The organism is Candidatus Tokpelaia sp., from assembly GCF_008636115.1.
Classification (GTDB): domain Bacteria; phylum Pseudomonadota; class Alphaproteobacteria; order Rhizobiales; family Rhizobiaceae; genus QLZD01.
Map to the genome: position 1 here is coordinate 20,052 of NZ_QLZD01000004.1, position 16,078 is coordinate 36,129.

Genomic DNA, 16,078 nt, shown 5'->3' on the forward strand with positions numbered 1-16,078 from the left:
AAGTAAAGCAGAAAGATTTACCGAGAAAACCTGATATGAAAAACTTTTTTAAATCTATCACCAATATTGTTATTATCATTATCGGCTTTATCGGCATATTGGGCATTTTATATGCCTGGGGGCTGCCGCCTTTTACCAGCGCGGTAATGACCACGGACAATGCCTATGTCAAAGGTGACGTCACCAATCTGGCGCCGCAGGTTTCCGGCAATGTGGTGCAGGTTACAGTCAAGGATTTTCAAAAAGTAAAACAGGGTGAGCTGCTGGTGCAGATTGATGAGCGCATTTATCAGCAAAAGCTGCATCAGGCCATTGCCTCTCTCAATACGGCAAAAGCCGCGCTGGACAGCTCTTACCGGCAGGAAGATTCGGCCAAATCACAAATTTTCAGCGCAAAGGCCGCCCTGCAAAAAGCCAAGGCCGACTGGGATCGGGTGCAGCCGCTGACGCGCCAGGGTTATCAAAGCCAAAGCCAATATGACGCAACACGGGCAAGTTATGATAAGGCCCAGGCCGATTACTCGGTCGCCGAGCAGAGTTTAAAAACCATTCTGGCCAATCGCGCCGGGCTGGTAGCTGATATTGCCGGAGAAGAAGCCGCGGTCGAACTGGCGCGGCTTGATTTGGGTTATACCCATATTTATGCCCCGGTAAATGGCCGGGTCGGCGAAGTGGGGGTAAAGCTGGGACAATATGTCTCAGTCGGCACCCAGTTAATGGCGGTTGTGCCTGATGAAATCTGGATTACCGCCAATTACAAGGAAACCCAGCTCAGTAATATGAAAATCGGCCAGCCGGTTTCCTTTACCGTTGATGCGTTGCATCATAAACGCATGACAGGCTATGTAGAGCGCTTTTCCCCTGCTTCCGGCAGCGAATTTGCGGTGCTGAAATCCGACAATGCCACTGGTAATTTCACCAAAGTCGTGCAGCGTATTCCGGTGCGTATCCGCCTTACCCCCAATCAGGACGGCCTGGACAGGCTGGTGCCGGGCATGTCGGTTATCACTTCTGTAGATACAGCCAAACCGGGCATAATACCGACAACGGATAATCAGGCTGCAAATTGACATATGGCAGCGTGAATTATAAATACAGAGCGGCGCAGAATCCTGCCGGCGGGGCGGGTCTGCGTTTTTCCGCTTTGATTATGCCGTTGCGGCAATAAAACAAAGTGAGGCACAGCCAGGCGGGATTTGCCCAAAAGGAGTGCAGGCAGGCTGCTTGCCGGTTTTCCTGGCCGGCAACCGGGGAGATAGGGTGAATTCATGGCATTTTTCACGCGCAAGCGCTGCGTTCAGCTTTTTGTCCTTATTGGCATTATGCTGGTTCTGCTATTTGGTAAAGCCTGGTTTTTTGGCAAACAAACACCTGTTTATCTGACTGTGCCGGTTAAAAAGGGGGATATTGAGGCCACTGTTCTGGCCACGGGTATTGTCAAACCGCACCAGTTAGTGGCTGTGGGCGCCCGCGCTACCGGGCGGATTGTTTCGCTCAAAGTGCGCCCGGGGCAAGATGTCAAACAAGGGGATTTGCTGGCGGAGATTGACCCGACAACTCAGGAAAATGACCTGAAAAGCAAGGAAGCCGTGCTGGCGCGGCAAAGAGCCGGGCTGGCCGAGCAAGAGGCGCAGCTCACTCTGGCGCGGCAAAATATGCAAAGGCAGCAAAATATGATAGCCAGCCATGCTGTTTCCCGCGCCGATTATGATTCGGCCGCCGCTCAGGTAAAAGTGGCGGAAGCGGAAATAGAAGCCTATCAGGCGCAAATTGCCCAGGCAGAGGCCGATGTCGATATGGCGCGGGTGAATCTGACCTATACGCAGGTCACCGCGCCTTTTAGCGGCACAATTCTGGCGACAGTGGTGCAGGAAGGGCAAAATGTCAATGCGGTGCAATCGGCGCCGACCATTGTTATTTTAGGCAATCTGGAAGTTATGACCGTGCGGGCAGAAATATCGGAGGCCGATATTGTCCATGTCAAACCGGGGCAGGATTTATATTTTAACACTATTGGCAGGCCCGATCGCCGCTATAATGGCAGGCTGGAGGCTATTGAGCCGGCGCCGGAATCTATCCGCAATGATATAAGCTTTACTTCCCTGAGCACCGGCAGCAGCGCTACCTCAACCGAGGCGATTTATTATAACGGCCTGTTTAATGTCGACAATAAAGACCATGCTTTGCGCACTTATATGACCGCGGAAGTGCATATTGTGCTGGGGGCGGCGCAAAATGTGCTGCTGGTGCCGCTTGGCAGCCTGAGCGGCCCGGAGCAAGACGGTTTTTATCATGTCCGCATTTTGCCGCGCAAAGGCGGCCCGATCGAGCGTAAGGTGAAAATCGGCATAAAAACGCAAGCGCAGGCAGAGGTGCTCTCCGGCCTGACGGAAGGTGATGAAGTTATCACCGGTGAAAGCGGCGGCTCAGGCGGCGCGGCACGGGCGTCAAGCAGCAAAAAAATGCTTTTTTAACAGGCGGCACTATGGCAGGGAAATCACGGCACAAAAATGAGAAGCAGGATAAAGCGCTTATCGTTTTGCGCAATATTTGCCGCTGTTTTAACAGTGGTGATGCGCCTGTTACCGTGTTAAAAAACATAAATCTTACCATTGCCCGCGGAGAAATGGTGGCGATTGTCGGCTCTTCCGGCTCCGGCAAATCCACTTTAATGAATATTCTCGGCTGTCTGGATCAACCTTCCAGCGGCAGCTATCATATTGACGGCCGTGAAGTCAGCACTCTGGACGCCAATGCGCTTTCTGCTCTGCGGCGGCATCATTTCGGCTTTATTTTTCAGCGTTATCATTTAATGGGGGCGCTCACCGCCCTCGGCAATGTGGAAATTCCCGCTATTTATGCCGGAGTGCGGCCGGAAGAGCGCAAAAAGCGGGCAGTAATGCTGCTGGCAAGGCTGGGTATGGGCAGCCGCACCCATCACCGCCCCGGCCAGCTTTCCGGCGGGCAGCAGCAGCGCGTTTCCATTGCCCGCGCTTTGATGAATGACGGCGAAATTATTTTGGCCGATGAGCCGACAGGCGCACTCGATAAACATAGCGGCGAAGAAGTCCTGACCATATTGGAAGAAATTCATGCTTCAGGCCGCACCATTATTCTGGTAACCCATGATATGGCGGTAGCCAAACGGGCGGAGCGGATTATTGAAATCAGTGATGGCGAAATTTTATCTGACCGCCCCAATAAGCGAAAAACTGCCTTTAACCCGAAAATAGAGACTATCAAAACAGAAAAAGCCATTGCCCCGCTTTTGGCCGATGCAGAGAATGAGCCGGCCGAGCACCGGACACAGCGGCAAAAACTGATGAGCGCCGCTTCAAGCTTCTGGGATCGCTTTTTTGAAGCGCAGCTTATGGCTTTGCTATCGATGAAAGCGCATAGAATGCGCACTTTCCTCACCATGCTGGGGGTGATTATCGGCATTGCCGCAGTGATTGATGTTGTCGCTCTGGGCAAAGGCACGCAAAAGCAGATTCTGGCCAGCATTAACCGGCTGGGCACTAATGCGCTGACCATTTTTGCCGGCAAAAGCATGGCTGATGTGCGCGCCGCCAAGGTTACCACCCTGGTGGAGGCTGATGCCAAAGCGCTGGCGGAGCTGCCTTTTGTCGATGCGGTAACGCCCATGGTTTCCACCTCCACTATTGTTCGGCGCGGCAATGTTGACGCCAATGCCACGCTTTCCGGGGTGAGTGAGCAATATTTTGCTGCCGATGGTGCCAGGCTGGAGGCCGGCCGGCTGTTTGACGCTGATGATGTCAAAGCGCGCCGCCTCAGCCTGATTATCGAAGCAGAAGCCGCACAAACCCTGTTTCCCAATGGGGAAGATCCTGTCGGCAAAATTGTGCTGGTCGGCAATGTTGCCGCTCGCATTGCCGGCACAGTCAATGTGCGCAAATATGGGCCAAATGGCGGCGTTATCGCGCTTTATCTCCCCTATACAACGGTGCAGACCCGGTTTTTGGGCAATACGATTTTGCGCTCCATTACCGTATTGCTCAGCCAGAATGTTGATTCCCGCTGGGCGCAGGCGCAAGTTGCCCGTTTTCTGGAACAAAGGCATAATGGCACGCAGGATTTCTTTATTCGCAATAGTCAGGATTTTATGGACGAAGTCATGAGCACCACCAATGTGCTGACTATGCTGGTTATTTCTATTGCTTTTGTTTCGCTCTTTGTCGGCGGTATCGGGGTGATGAATATTATGCTGGTAACCGTTTCCGAGCGGATCAACGAAATCGGCGTGCGCATGGCTGTCGGCGCCAGGCGTGAAGATATTTTACAGCAGTTTTTGATTGAGGCGGTGCTGGTCTGCCTGACCGGCGGCCTTATCGGCATTGCTTTCGGCTTTTTCACCGGCTTTATTTTTGATGCTACGGACGCCCCGTTTAAAATGATTTATTCGCTGTCTTCCATTATCACTGCCTTTATCGTTTCCACCCTTATCGGCATTGCTTTCGGTTATTTGCCGGCGCGCAATGCCTCGCGCCTTAACCCTGTCGCCGCTTTGTCTCAGGATTAGCAGGCAGGCTCTATAGCGCCGTTATCGCCCGCAACCCAGCCGGGGCCGCCCGGCGGCGGCTGCTCTCAACCACCCGGCGGCCTGAGAGGCGCGGCTATTTATCTTTTTCTTTCTGCCGGTTCCTTTTTGCCTTAAGCCCCTGTATTACCGCGGCCAGGCCAAAACCTAAAAGACAACCGCAAATAGCGCTTAATACAATAAAACTTGCCGAACTCAACCAGGCTGTCATGCCAAAATCCTTTTGATGAATAATATTATCAGGGCCGGGCCGGCCAGCCGGTAAAATTGCGCGCCCAAACCACCAGAAATTTTATATATTCTGAAACAAAAAGGCGAAAATTTTCTGATGAGCGAAAAACCCCTCCCGTTTGCTCTACCGGAAAAGGCACAAGCTCTGTCTGTGGCATTTGATGACGCAATTCCGCCAGAGAGCGCAATATATGATAGCGATTGGTTACAATCAACACTTTATGATAATTGTGTTTTTTTACCCAGGCAGCGCTTTCAAGCGCATTGCCGCTGGTGTTTAACGCCTCGCGTCCCAAATCCACGCAGCACTCCAGAAGCTCCGGATCTGCCCCCAAAATCCGGGCAAAATCGTGCCGCCCGCCAATAATCGGGCTGACACCGCTTATCAGCAGGCGCGTGCCGCGCCGCTCGCGCAGCAGCGCCAGCCCCGTTTCTACCCGCGCCCGCCCGCCTGTCAGCACAATAATAGCATCTATTGATATTTCAGGCCCCGGCTGGGAAACAGTGCTTGTTCTGGCTACAAACAAGGCAAAACCCAACAAAAAAAACAGCAAGGCCAAAAGCAAAAAACCGCCGCCGCCAACGCCGCAATACCATAGAGCGCTTTTGCCGCGCGGCGGTTCAGGGGTAGAAATCTGCCCGGCCTCCCCTTTTTGCCCTTGCATATAAACTCCCCGAATTTCCTCTCTGACTTAGGTCAAAAGAGACTTATTAAAGGAAATAGTCGCATTAAAAGCAGATTTTCACAAGATAAATCTGCGGCTTGTGCCACGCCTTTGGGCAAAAGGGCAAAGCCCGCTGCCGAAGCTCGAACCGGCCTCACCCCCCGGTAGAAAAGAAATTACTGCTTTTGCGATCTATCAGGCGCAAACGGCGCAAAACTGTACAATGGCTGACGGCCGCAGTGATACAGGCAATGAACAATATCAGGGCAAAAATTTCGGCAAGCGCACTCCAATCCGGCGAAAGGCGGCCAAATAAGGCAGTTATCTGGCTACCCTCAGGTGTAGCGCGGCGCGTCTCAAGCCCAAAAAACAATAAAGCAAACAGGCCGCAGGCGGCAGTGCCGCCCAAACAGGCCCCCTTAAGCCCGGCGCGGAAAAAATGCGCATCAAAGCGGCGGGCAATAAAACGATCATCAGCGCCGATAAAATGCAGCACTTCAATAATATGCATATTCCCTGCCAAAGCACCGCGTGTGGCAAAAATAACGGTTAAAATCATCGCCGTCAGCAGCAAAATCAATAAAAACAGCGCCCCGCCCAGCATAATATGCGCCCCGCGCACCAGCCTTGCCGCCCAGGCCTGCTGCCGGTCAAAACGCACACCTTTAATATTTTGGCGCAGAGCTTCGTCCAGCCCGTCAAAATCCGGCCGGCTTTGGCCGTCAAGCTGCAGGGCAACCAGCCGCGGCACCGGCAGCGCCGCAATATCAGCCTTTGTTCCCAGCCAGGGCGCCAGCAGCGCCTGCGTTTCCTCACGGCTGACAATATGCGCCGCTGCCACCCCGCTAAAAGAGCGGGCAATAGCGGCTGTTTCATGCAGCGCCTTCTCCATATCCTGCCCAGGCACAGGCATAAGCTGCACCACAGCCTCACGCATTATGGCCGCGCTCCACGCCGCTGCCGAGCGATTGACAAAATGCGCGGCAAACAAAGTCCACGCTGCCAGAAAACTCATAATGGCAATGACAATTATCAGCGCAAAATCGTGCATATCTTCCTTTGGTATAAGTGACGGCAAGCGCACTGGAAAAGTTTTGCCGCGCGCGCCGGCCGGCCGGGAAGAAGGCAATAAAGCGCCGCTATTGTGCCCAATAGCAGCCTGCCTGCCAGCGATAGCCTGCGGGCCTGCGGGCGGCAGCGCCGGCCCGGACAATGGCGGCGCCCCGCTCTCTTCTTTCGGCTCAATGCTGCCTGATTTTGGCGGCCGGATCTCCTGCTTATCAATCATGAATTTCCAGCCTCCCTTTATCCAGAATCATACGGCGCGCATCTATTTTATCCATTAGCGAAAAATCATGCGTGGCAATAATCACCGCCGTGCCAAGACGGTTGAGCTCAATAAACAGCCGTAACAGCCGCAGAGCCAGTTTGGGGTCAACATTGCCGGTCGGCTCATCAGCCAGCAGAATTTCCGGACGGTCAATCAGCGCCCGGGCAATAGCGGCGCGTTGCTTCTCTCCGCCGGAAAGCACAGGCGGCAAAGCATGGATTTTTGCTCCCAGCCCCACCCAATGCAGCAGCTCTTCCACTTCGTGCCTTGTTTCGCGCCTTTGGACGCCGCGCACATAAAGCGGCAAAGCCACATTTTCAAAAGTGGTCAAATGGTCAAGCAGACGGAAATCCTGAAAAACCAGACCAATGCGGCGGCGCAGCCGCGGCAGAGCGCGCCGGTGCAGCAATGAAGTATCTTCGCCAAAAACAGTAATAAGGCCGCGTGTCGGCTTTAAAGCCAGAAACATCAATTTTAACAGCGAGGTCTTGCCGGCACCGGACGGCCCGGTTAAAAACTGGAAGGAAGCAGGCGGAATATTAAAACTGACATCGCGCAATATTTCCTGCCCGACAGCATAGCGCAAGCCGACATTTTCAAACCGTATCACCGCGCCCTCCGCCTGTTTTCTATTATGCAGCCTGCCCTGGCCTGCTCCGGGCTGAGCCTTGAGCCTTGAGCCTTGAGCCTTGAGCCTTGAGCCTTGAGCCTTGAGCCTTGAGCCTTGAGCCTTGAGCCTTGCATATAGGCTATAGCTGCAAGCGTCAAATTATATTGCGCCTGGCCCGGGCGGTTTAACACTTCCTGCCGACAGCCGCCGCTTGCCCGGCTGCGGCATTCGGCGGCAGATCAAAAGCATTCAAGCCTGTTTTGCCCAAAATTGCGGGTATATTTTGTTTTTTCCGGCATTTGATCTGCCCATTTGCCGGCAAAAGCCGTATCGGGGCTTTATTTTTTGCTCAAATTATGCGCATAAGCGCAACTATCCCTGTTCAGGCTGCCGGCGCTTATGCTTAATATTCGGCGCTTCAGACTCAAACAAGGCGATAACAGCAAAACCGCTATGCAAGGCAGATTGCCGCGGATAAGGGACAGTTTTTCATGCCGGTTATCAATGGGAAAGTAATTGATATTCTCTTTACTGAAGAAGCCATAGCCCGCCGCAATGCCGAAATGGCTGCTGAAATTGCCGCGGCGCAACCGCGCAATTTGCTGGTTTTGCCTATTTTAAAAGGCTCTTTTGTTTTTGCTGCCGATATTATCCGCGCCCTTTACCGCGCCAATGTCGCGCCGGAAGTAGAATTTATCACTGTTTCCAGTTATGGCGCCGGCCTGACAAGCGGCGCTGTCCGCCTGTTGCATAATATTCAAAGCCGGATAGAAGCGCGCGATATTTTGCTGATTGATGATATTCTGGAATCCGGCAAAACCTTGCACTTTGTTGCCGACCTGCTGCGGCAGCAAAAGCCGCGCAAGCTGGCGCTCGCCGCGCTGCTGGACAAGCCAATGTGCCGCAAAACAGCAATAGAAGCAGATTATGTCGGCTTTACCTGCCCCGATAAATTTGTTGTCGGCTATGGCATGGACGCCGCTCATGCTTTTCGCCAGCTACCCTTTATCGGCACTCTCAGAGATTGAGCGGGCAGCCTGCCCGCTTTTTGCCCGGCGGCGCGCGCTTTATTGCATAATCAGCTTGACCATAGCGCCGGGGCGCAGCGCCGGCCCGGCAGCAAAGCCGTTAATCAGGCGGAACAGCTCCAGACTGCGATCATGAAATTGCATTTCAGCGGCCAGACTATCCGCTGTCTCACCGGCTGCGACCGTGTGAATACGCAAGCGCAGCGGCTTGATCGCCGCTCTTTCCTGCGGGCTTAACAGGCGGAAGCTATTGGCGGTTTCCAACCCTGCCGGCGCCGGGTCGCGCCCATTCCTGGGCGCTGCCGTCAAAAAGCGGTAAACACGGTTTTTGCCCATCAGCACCAATATTGAAAACCGCCATTGGGCATTTTGCGCACCTGCCGTGGCCGCCGGCAGGCCGCCAATATTACTTGTCCTTATGCTGGCTTTATCCAGGCCGGAAACCCAGCCCCCGGCAATATAGGCCCGGGCCGATTGCGGCTTGTCCAGCGCCACACTGTCAAAGCGCAAAGCCATATCATCGCCCCCGGCCGCCATAATAATATTATTCTTGTAGTTTAGGGAGAAACCGCGCGGCACAGAAAATATTACGCCGGATTGACTGTCAATAAAACTGCGGCCGCGAATATAAAGACCGGAGCCGATATTGTCATCGCCGAAAATCATGCCGTCAATACCGCGCAAAAAGGCAGTGCGATCCCTGTCGCCCACGGCCGGTGCCCCAACTTTGCGCGCCTGCTCCACCGCCAGCCGCACACGCTGCGGGGTAGAAGGGTGGTTCGATAAAAAATCCAGGCTGGCATCTTTCGCCCCGGATATATCGCGAAAACGGCTGTAATCCTCCATTGCCTGCAAAAAACGCGGTGCTGCAAACGGGTCATAGCCTGCCGCGGCAATCATGCGAATGCCGATAATATCGGCCTGCAATTCCTGACTGCGAGAAAAACCCGCCAGTTTCAGCCGGCCGCGTTTTAACGTTTCATCTCTTTGATTGCCGGCCAATATTTCATTGGCCACCCGGTCGGATAAAGCAATTTCCTTTTCCTTGCGCGCGCGCAAAATGCCGTGATTAGCGGTAATATGCGCCATTTCATGGGCAATAACGGCTGCCACTTCGGCGGAATCATTGGCCAGCGCCAACAGGCCGCGCGTTACATAAACATAACCGCCGGGCAGAGCAAAAGCGTTAATATTGGGAGAATTCAAAATCACCACCCGATAAGTCTGCCCCGGGCTTTCAGAAACTGCGGTCAAACGGCCGACAATTTTTGCCACCATGCGCTCCAGCCGGGCATCACGATATTCGCCGCCATAGTCTGTCAAAATACGCGGATTTTGCTCTGCCCCCAGGCGGGCAAGGCTGTCATTATTGCTCTCCGGATTATCTACCGCCCAAGGCCGCGGTGCCGCGGCAAGGCCTCCGTCAGCGCGGCTGTAATCCAGCATAGTGCAGCCTGCCGGCATAAACAAACAGGCAGAAAGACAGAGACAGGCAGCGGCATGAGACCGCCTGCCCCGGGGCCGGCCGCGGCAGCTCTGCCTGCTGCTGTTTGTCAGGGATATAGGCATTTGTCTTTGTATTCCTGCCGGGCCGGCGCGGGCCATACAAAGGCTTCCGGCGGAGAGGTTTTGGCAAACGGGCTTTTTCATGTGATAAAAATAGGTTAAAAAGCAACAAAGATAAAGCTGTTTTCACAGTTTTACCGCCGGTTCAAACTGGGGAATTTCTCCTTATATTATGCTTGCCGCCCAGCCCAAAGCCCGTGCCGCGCCCGGCGCTACTTGAGAGAAAAATATGAAATTATTCACCATTTTTTTAGACGGCACACTAACCCCAAGCGCCCGGCTCAGGCAGCAAATTGCCGGATCAATCTGTATTGCTGCTGATGGCGGCATAAGACATGCGGCCAGGCTGGGGCTGCAACCGGAGCTTTGGCTGGGGGATTTTGATTCGGCCGGGCCGGCTGTGCCGGAACAGTTCCACTCCGTGCCGCGACAATATTTTCCGCCGGATAAAGACAAGACAGACGGTGCGCTGGCAATAGAGGCTGCCCTTAAACGAGGAGCGCAAAAGCTGGTTTTATGCGGTGCTTTTGGCGGCGAGCGGCTGGATCACAGCCTGCTGCATATTACTCTTGCCATTGCTTTGGCCAAAAAAAATATTCCCTGCCTGTTGACCAATGGTGAAACAGAAGGTTATCCGCTGTTAAAGGGAGATACCCACCTTGATTTGCCGCCGGGCACAATGTTCAGCCTTATCGGCTTGAGCGCCATAAAAGGGCTGACGATTCGCGGGGCCAGGTGGAATTTGGAAAATCATAATGCCCGGCTGGGTTCTTTACACGCTCTTTCCAATGAAAGCTGTGGAAGAGTGCATATTTCCCTGCGGGCAGGATATGGAATTTTACTGGCAAAGCTTAATTTGTGAAAAATAATGTTTTATCCTTGCAAAACAAATGGTAATATTGATTGCAGGTGAGTTCGAGCATTATGCTCGTGCTTGTTATTCCCCTGAAGCTTTTATAAAACGGATAATAGGGTCTTGTCCGCTTTATATGCCCCTGTTTTGCGATTTTTAAAGACCCTTTTTCTGATAAGGAATCATGAGATGATAAAACGCCTTTCTGCCCTTGCTGTTGTTGCCGTAATGGGCTTTGCCGCAGCCGCCTGCACCCAAAATGAAAAACGCTATGCCGAATGGGGCGGCGGCGGTGCCGCTGTCGGTGCCGTAGCCGGACAGCTTATCGGCCGCAGCACAGAAGCCACTTTGATTGGTGCGGCTGTCGGCGGTGCCGGCGGATCGCTCATTGCGCATGAGAAAAATAAAAGCCATAATAGCAGAAAATGTAATTATCGTGATTCCAGAGGGCGCGTTTATCAGGCTCCCTGCACGCAATGAACTGGCAAATTATCCGGGCATAACCGGCTCAAAGCCGATAAAGCCGCGGTGTGCCCGGATAAAGCCGTTAAATTGTATTTTGCCTGCCCGTTATACGGGCAGGCTTTTATTTTTGCTGCGAGACGCAAAGCGCCCGCTTCTGTCACCGCGAGTCAAGAAACAGCAAAGATCGAGCACCGGCGGTTTAGCGCCGATTGCCGCCTGCCTCTCCGGCCACTCAAAACCCTGTGTATTGCGGCAAAACATTAGTACCACTGCCGGCACAGTGATTGCATGGCCCTTAAAAAAACAATACAAATAAAGAGAAATTTAAACAATGCGGCTTTGTAATTTTGACGCTTTTTCCTTTTATCGCAGCAATAAACCGCTATAATAGGGGTATGAGCGCCGAAGCTCGCCGGGCGGGCATTGTTTTGCGCCGGGATATTTTGCCAGCTTTGAGCCGCATATGGCCTGGGCAGGACGGCCTGGCAGCCTGGTCTGTGGCGACTGGTGCAAACAAAAACCGCACGGGCTTGCCCGGGCGGCGCGCGCAACGGCGTCCGGCGCGGGGTTATAAAGGAGTGTATTCGTGTTTTTCCGTTACGCTGTTTTTTTGCTCACAATCTGGCTGTCTTTTATCGGCAATGCTGTGTTTACCGGCGGCAAGGCCGTGGCGCAAGCTCTGCTACAGGCACAGGCCATGAGCAAGGCTGATGCGGCAAATGCCGGCTATAAGCGGCAAATATTTTCCTTTCAAGCGCCAAATCTGGATTTTGAAACCTATATTCCGCAAAAGGCTGAAGTTAAAACCCTGCCCTATAAAACCGAGCCTATTCCCGCCGGGCAGATAGGCCGTGTTTTGCCTATTGGTCAAGTCAGTTTTACCAAAGGCAATACGGCTTATGAAGATATTATTTTTTCTTACCGTTTGCGCAGCCCGCCGGCTGCCTATCATACATGTATGTGGTATATGACCAATGACGGCTATCGCATTATCCACTCTTATGCGCCTGATCCGCTGATTGAAGCGCAAATATTGGGGATAAAACTGGGCGACAACAACAAGCCGGAGACGGCGGGGCTGGCTTATTGTTATGCCCGCGGCGATAATCTTATCGGCCAGTATTTTATGGCCAAACTGCCGGAAAATGAAGACGAGGCTGAAAGAACGGTTATTGCCTTGCGTGATAGTGCCGCCGATTTTATTGCCAATATGCAATTTCTGGATAAAAAGCCGATAGGGCTTGATCCCGGCCAGCTTGATACCAGAATTGTAGAATTAAACAGCGGCAATCTGGAGCTTTCTTTCCCCAAAGGGCTGGAAGTTTCCAGCCCCGGTAATAAAGTTTCCACTCTGCCTTATGAGCTTTATTTTACGCAAAAGCTGCAAAACGGCCGCCCTTTCAGTTACTTGCTGTTTGCTGTCCATGCCATTAGCGGCCCCAATCGTGAGGAAGCTTTTCGCAATCTGGCAGAAGCCTATGTCAATACCTATCTGGATATGCAAATGAAGGCAGATATTATACCGGCCGGCACCACGCAGGAATATATTGAAAGCAATTCGGCACCGGGTTATGCGCAGGCAGATATTGCCGCCCGCTCTTACCGCTATAAAATTACTGCCAAAGATAATCCCGATATGCCGACTTTGTTTCAGATTACCCTGGTGCGGCAGAATAACCAGCTTTATGCTATTTATTATCACAGTCTGCGTACAGATTCCGCCTCGGCCGGCGGTTATTTTACCGGCAGCACCGGCGATGTCGCTTATGATATGCTGCGCGATTCGCTCCGCAGATTTTTGCTGAAAAACACTGAAAGATAAGGCAGAATATTTACCGCCCGGCCATAAAAGTAAATTTCGAGTAAATATTTATAATTATATGAATCTATATATCTTATTCTATTCATCATGCAGCAGCTTTTCAATAGAATCGACTGTATTTATTGAAAAATCAATAAGGCCTGTCTGCGCTCTTATTTTTACTTTTTCACAATAATCACAGCAGAAACGACGTTTGAAAACTGGCGGCTCTGCAACATAAAGTTTTGCTACAATCCATAATGCCAGACGGCTCAGCCAAAATTTTGGCTTTACTGCTGCCCGCGCCGTGTCCTGTTCGCCATAGGCTTGTTCAAAACAGGCAGAGAGAGCGCGGCGAAAACAGGCATTTGCTGTTATCATGCCGTGCAGCGCGGCAATATTCTCATATTCTGTCTGCCTGATATTTTCCTTATCATCATCAAGCTCTGCTGCTTCCCACTCGGTTATTTCTTTATTTTTTTCCATTATCTTCCGCCCTCGCTCTCTGACAGCATTTTCCACCGTTCTATCGGCCATAAATTCCAGCAGCTTTATATCATCATGGTGCGCCTGTATCCGCGTGCCGGCTTCCCCGCCGTAAAAAACAATCGCCACAGCCTGCCTGCCGTCACGCCCGGCACGGCCATATTCCTGCAAATAATCTTCAACCGAAGCCGATTGCTGCCAGTGAATCACCATACGCACATTGGCAATATCCAGCCCCATGCCAAAGGCTTTGGTGCAGATAAGCCAGTTTATCTCCGGCTTGCTTTCTCCTTTAAAACGTTTTACTATTTCCTGACGCTCAAAAGCGCTATTCTCCGCTCGCGCATGATAAAACGGCACATCGACACCGTCTTTCTTTAAATCCTCGCGCAGCATTTGGCCTATTTTTACCGTAGGCACAAAAATCATAAGTTTTTTACCGCCTATAGCAGGCAGGCGGAGCAAGCGCAAAATTTCTGCCGATCGCTCTGCCGCCGCAGCTTTTATGCGAAACAGAGCAATATTCGGCCTGTCAACATCGCGAACAAAATAGCGCGCCTTGTCACAGCCAAGTGAGCGCATAATGCGGCTTTGCATCTCCTTCCCCGCTGTAGCCGTAAAAGCCAGCACCGGCGGGTTGCCAAGCAGCGCTCGCACCTCGGCCAGGCGTGCATATTCAGGGCGAAAGGCCGTGCCCCAGCGATCGACACAATGGGCTTCATCAATTATCAAAAAAGCGGGGCGCAAGCGCGCCAAAGCCTGCTGCTCAGCTTCATTGGCAGTAAAAAAGCGCTCAGGTGTCATATAAGCGAGCTTAACCGCATTATCACGTAAATCGCGATAAAATTCCCGGCGTGTGGCGCGCGGCAAATCGGAATTGATAAAAGAAGCAGCAATTTTCTGCCGCCATAATTCGCTGACCTGTTCTGCCATTAACGCCTTAAGCGGGCAAATCACCACAGAAAAATAAGGCTGCATCAAAGCCGGCAGTTGAAAGCACAGGCTTTTGCCTGATCCTGTCGGGCTGACAAATAAAAAAGATTGTTTTTTCAGCGCCGCTAAAATCAGCGGCAACTGCCCGGCGCGGAATTTTTCTTTGCCAAAAACGCGCAGGAAACTGTCAAAATTACCCTGCTCAGGCAACAGCCCTTCTCTATCGCACAATCGTGCCAGATTATAGCACTGCGCTTTAAAAAAACAGCGCAAATTCCAGCTCATGCCTTGATTCGGGTGGTGTGCCGCATGGCATAAAATACACAGGCTGACAAGATTTGCCGCTGCATTATTGCCCCCTGAGGCAAGCGGAACGACATGGTGAATATGCGCTGCGCCGGCAGCGCCGATGTCTGCCTTGCACTCAACACAGCGATATTTATCGCGCGCCAGCACAATAGGGCGAATTTTTTGCCATTCTGCCTTTGATAATCTTTTGCGCCGCATATAAGACCCCGCTCCAAACAGAATTATATAGAGCCGGTATAATCAAATATGCCGTATTATTTGCGCGGCAAATCACAAGCCGGAACACGTTTAAAAAACTAAGGGAAGCCGCATAAAAAAGACACATTGCGCCAAAGCGGCACAGTGTATTTATTATATATTTTGTGCCGTTCGGAGCACTATCGAGCCTCTATATATCCGGCTGTTCAGTTTCGCCTTCTTCTACCGCTCTTTGGCGGCGCGGCTTTCTTAACTGAGCCGACGGCATTGAAGCCAAGGCAGCCTCACCGGCGGCGCCATCAGCCTGAACACCGATATTGCGGCCATCATAAGCCGGCCTGGCGGCGCCTTTATCCTGAGCCGGCAGCTCACCTTCTTCCCGGCGAAGGCGATTGGGCTGACGTGCGGCCTGATTACTGCGCCGGGCGGGTAAACGGCGCCGCGGCGGCACACGCCCATATTTTTCTTCTTCCGCTTCATAATCACTGCCATTATCGGCTTTATTATAACTGCCCCTCTTATCCATCAAAACTACTTCTCTGGGCAGGCCGTCAATCACCGGCTGCGCTCCCTCCGCCAGCTCTTCAGAATCGGCGCTTTCAGCATCTTCTGCCCCATATACCTCATTATCTGCCCGGGAGGACGACTTATTATCCTTTTCTCCCGGTTGGGCAGCAAGAATAATACGCAAATAATGCTCGGCATGCTGAAGATAATTTTCACCCATTACGCGATCACCGGAAGCCTGCGCATCACGCGCCAAAGCCAGATATTTATCGGCAATATGCTGCGCATTGCCGCGAATTTTGACATCAGGGCCGCTGCTTTCATAATTACGGGTCAAAGGATTGGGAGCACGGCGCAGGCCATTATTATTGCTCCGCCGGTTCAAGCGCCTGTTTTGTTGTGGCCTCATTGTCGTCCTTTTAGATTGCTTTCTTTTCATTAAACGAAGTGCTAAAGGCAAATTTGCTTTATACCGCGGCAAAAAGCCCCGCAGACGGGGAAAATCGAAGAGCCATAGCCCTTATTTTTCAGCCCATGC

Annotated in this window: 13 protein-coding genes; 7 read left to right on the forward strand and 6 right to left on the reverse strand. The window is 52.3% G+C overall.

The genetic code is table 11. The annotated features are described in order from the left end of the window. Nucleotides 1-35 precede the first annotated feature (35 nt). The 3 genes from DPQ22_RS00175 (at nucleotide 36) to DPQ22_RS00185 (ending at nucleotide 4,540) form a co-directional block, all read left to right on the forward strand. Complete coding sequence (locus DPQ22_RS00175; RefSeq protein WP_150212568.1) at nucleotides 36-1,070, forward strand: HlyD family secretion protein; 1,035 nt, start codon at nucleotides 36-38, stop codon at nucleotides 1,068-1,070. Between the two features lie 198 nt (nucleotides 1,071-1,268). Continuing rightward, a complete protein-coding gene (locus DPQ22_RS00180; protein ID WP_150212569.1) occupies nucleotides 1,269-2,474 on the forward strand; it encodes an efflux RND transporter periplasmic adaptor subunit in 1,206 nt (401 codons plus the stop codon). An 11-nt stretch (nucleotides 2,475-2,485) separates the two neighbouring features. Next, nucleotides 2,486-4,540 carry a MacB family efflux pump subunit gene (locus DPQ22_RS00185; RefSeq protein ID WP_150212570.1) on the forward strand — a complete coding sequence of 685 codons (2,055 nt, stop codon included), beginning with the start codon at nucleotides 2,486-2,488 and terminating at the stop codon, nucleotides 4,538-4,540. Between the two features lie 257 nt (nucleotides 4,541-4,797). Here the strand turns inward: DPQ22_RS00185 and DPQ22_RS00190 are convergent, their stop codons facing one another. The 3 genes from DPQ22_RS00190 to ftsE form a co-directional block, all read right to left on the reverse strand. Next, nucleotides 4,798-5,454 carry a YdcF family protein gene (locus DPQ22_RS00190; protein WP_150212571.1) on the reverse strand — a complete coding sequence of 219 codons (657 nt, stop codon included), beginning with the start codon at nucleotides 5,452-5,454 and terminating at the stop codon, nucleotides 4,798-4,800. Between the two features lie 154 nt (nucleotides 5,455-5,608). Continuing rightward, the gene (locus DPQ22_RS00195) at nucleotides 5,609-6,742 is read right to left on the reverse strand and encodes a cell division protein FtsX (RefSeq protein WP_150212572.1); all 1,134 of its coding nucleotides are present in this window, start codon (nucleotides 6,740-6,742) and stop codon (nucleotides 5,609-5,611) included. After that, a complete protein-coding gene (ftsE, locus tag DPQ22_RS00200; protein ID WP_150212573.1) occupies nucleotides 6,735-7,394 on the reverse strand; it encodes a cell division ATP-binding protein FtsE in 660 nt (219 codons plus the stop codon). Before ftsE ends, DPQ22_RS00195 begins: the two co-directional genes overlap by 8 nt. 491 nt (nucleotides 7,395-7,885) lie before the next feature. Between ftsE and hpt the strand changes: the two genes are divergently transcribed. Beyond that, nucleotides 7,886-8,422, forward strand: coding sequence for a hypoxanthine phosphoribosyltransferase (hpt, locus tag DPQ22_RS00205; protein ID WP_150212574.1), 537 nt, complete (start codon nucleotides 7,886-7,888; stop codon nucleotides 8,420-8,422). A 39-nt stretch (nucleotides 8,423-8,461) separates the two neighbouring features. Here hpt and DPQ22_RS00210 read toward each other — a convergent pair whose 3' ends face one another. Next, nucleotides 8,462-9,868 (reverse strand): M48 family metalloprotease, encoded by a 1,407-nt coding sequence (locus DPQ22_RS00210; RefSeq protein WP_246681407.1) that lies wholly within the window; start codon nucleotides 9,866-9,868, stop codon nucleotides 8,462-8,464. A 349-nt stretch (nucleotides 9,869-10,217) separates the two neighbouring features. On the opposite strand from DPQ22_RS00210, the gene DPQ22_RS00215 reads away from it, so the two are divergent. The 3 genes from DPQ22_RS00215 (at nucleotide 10,218) to DPQ22_RS00225 (ending at nucleotide 13,128) form a co-directional block, all read left to right on the forward strand. Beyond that, the gene (locus DPQ22_RS00215) at nucleotides 10,218-10,850 is read left to right on the forward strand and encodes a thiamine diphosphokinase (RefSeq protein ID WP_150212576.1); all 633 of its coding nucleotides are present in this window, start codon (nucleotides 10,218-10,220) and stop codon (nucleotides 10,848-10,850) included. A 180-nt stretch (nucleotides 10,851-11,030) separates the two neighbouring features. Beyond that, entirely contained in the window at nucleotides 11,031-11,321 is a 291-nt protein-coding gene (locus DPQ22_RS00220) for a glycine zipper 2TM domain-containing protein (RefSeq protein ID WP_150212577.1), read from the forward strand. A gap of 571 nt (nucleotides 11,322-11,892) precedes the next feature. After that, nucleotides 11,893-13,128, forward strand: a complete 1,236-nt coding sequence (locus DPQ22_RS00225) for a hypothetical protein (protein ID WP_150212578.1) — start codon at nucleotides 11,893-11,895, stop codon at nucleotides 13,126-13,128. A 78-nt stretch (nucleotides 13,129-13,206) separates the two neighbouring features. On the opposite strand, the gene DPQ22_RS00230 is transcribed toward DPQ22_RS00225, so the two are convergent. Both DPQ22_RS00230 and DPQ22_RS00235 read right to left on the reverse strand, forming a co-directional pair. After that, nucleotides 13,207-15,033, reverse strand: a complete 1,827-nt coding sequence (locus DPQ22_RS00230) for a RecQ family ATP-dependent DNA helicase (RefSeq protein WP_150212579.1) — start codon at nucleotides 15,031-15,033, stop codon at nucleotides 13,207-13,209. A gap of 190 nt (nucleotides 15,034-15,223) precedes the next feature. After that, a complete protein-coding gene (locus DPQ22_RS00235) occupies nucleotides 15,224-15,949 on the reverse strand; it encodes a DUF4167 domain-containing protein (RefSeq protein WP_150212580.1) in 726 nt (241 codons plus the stop codon). Nucleotides 15,950-16,078: the final 129 nt, after the last annotated feature.

Excerpts from the sequence above, each read along its gene's own strand:
- DPQ22_RS00175 (WP_150212568.1), top strand. The coding sequence starts at position 36 with ATGAAAAACTTTTTTAAATCTATCACCAATATTGTTATTATCATTATC.
- DPQ22_RS00180 (WP_150212569.1), top strand. The coding sequence starts at position 1,269 with ATGGCATTTTTCACGCGCAAGCGCTGCGTTCAGCTTTTTGTCCTTATT.
- DPQ22_RS00185 (WP_150212570.1), top strand. The coding sequence starts at position 2,486 with ATGGCAGGGAAATCACGGCACAAAAATGAGAAGCAGGATAAAGCGCTT.
- DPQ22_RS00190 (WP_150212571.1), bottom strand. The coding sequence starts at position 5,454 with ATGCAAGGGCAAAAAGGGGAGGCCGGGCAGATTTCTACCCCTGAACCG.
- DPQ22_RS00195 (WP_150212572.1), bottom strand. The coding sequence starts at position 6,742 with ATGATTGATAAGCAGGAGATCCGGCCGCCAAAATCAGGCAGCATTGAG.
- hpt (WP_150212574.1), top strand. The coding sequence starts at position 7,886 with ATGCCGGTTATCAATGGGAAAGTAATTGATATTCTCTTTACTGAAGAA.
- DPQ22_RS00210 (WP_246681407.1), bottom strand. The coding sequence starts at position 9,868 with ATGCTGGATTACAGCCGCGCTGACGGAGGCCTTGCCGCGGCACCGCGG.
- DPQ22_RS00215 (WP_150212576.1), top strand. The coding sequence starts at position 10,218 with ATGAAATTATTCACCATTTTTTTAGACGGCACACTAACCCCAAGCGCC.
- DPQ22_RS00220 (WP_150212577.1), top strand. The coding sequence starts at position 11,031 with ATGATAAAACGCCTTTCTGCCCTTGCTGTTGTTGCCGTAATGGGCTTT.
- DPQ22_RS00230 (WP_150212579.1), bottom strand. The coding sequence starts at position 15,033 with ATGCGGCGCAAAAGATTATCAAAGGCAGAATGGCAAAAAATTCGCCCT.
- DPQ22_RS00235 (WP_150212580.1), bottom strand. The coding sequence starts at position 15,949 with ATGAGGCCACAACAAAACAGGCGCTTGAACCGGCGGAGCAATAATAAT.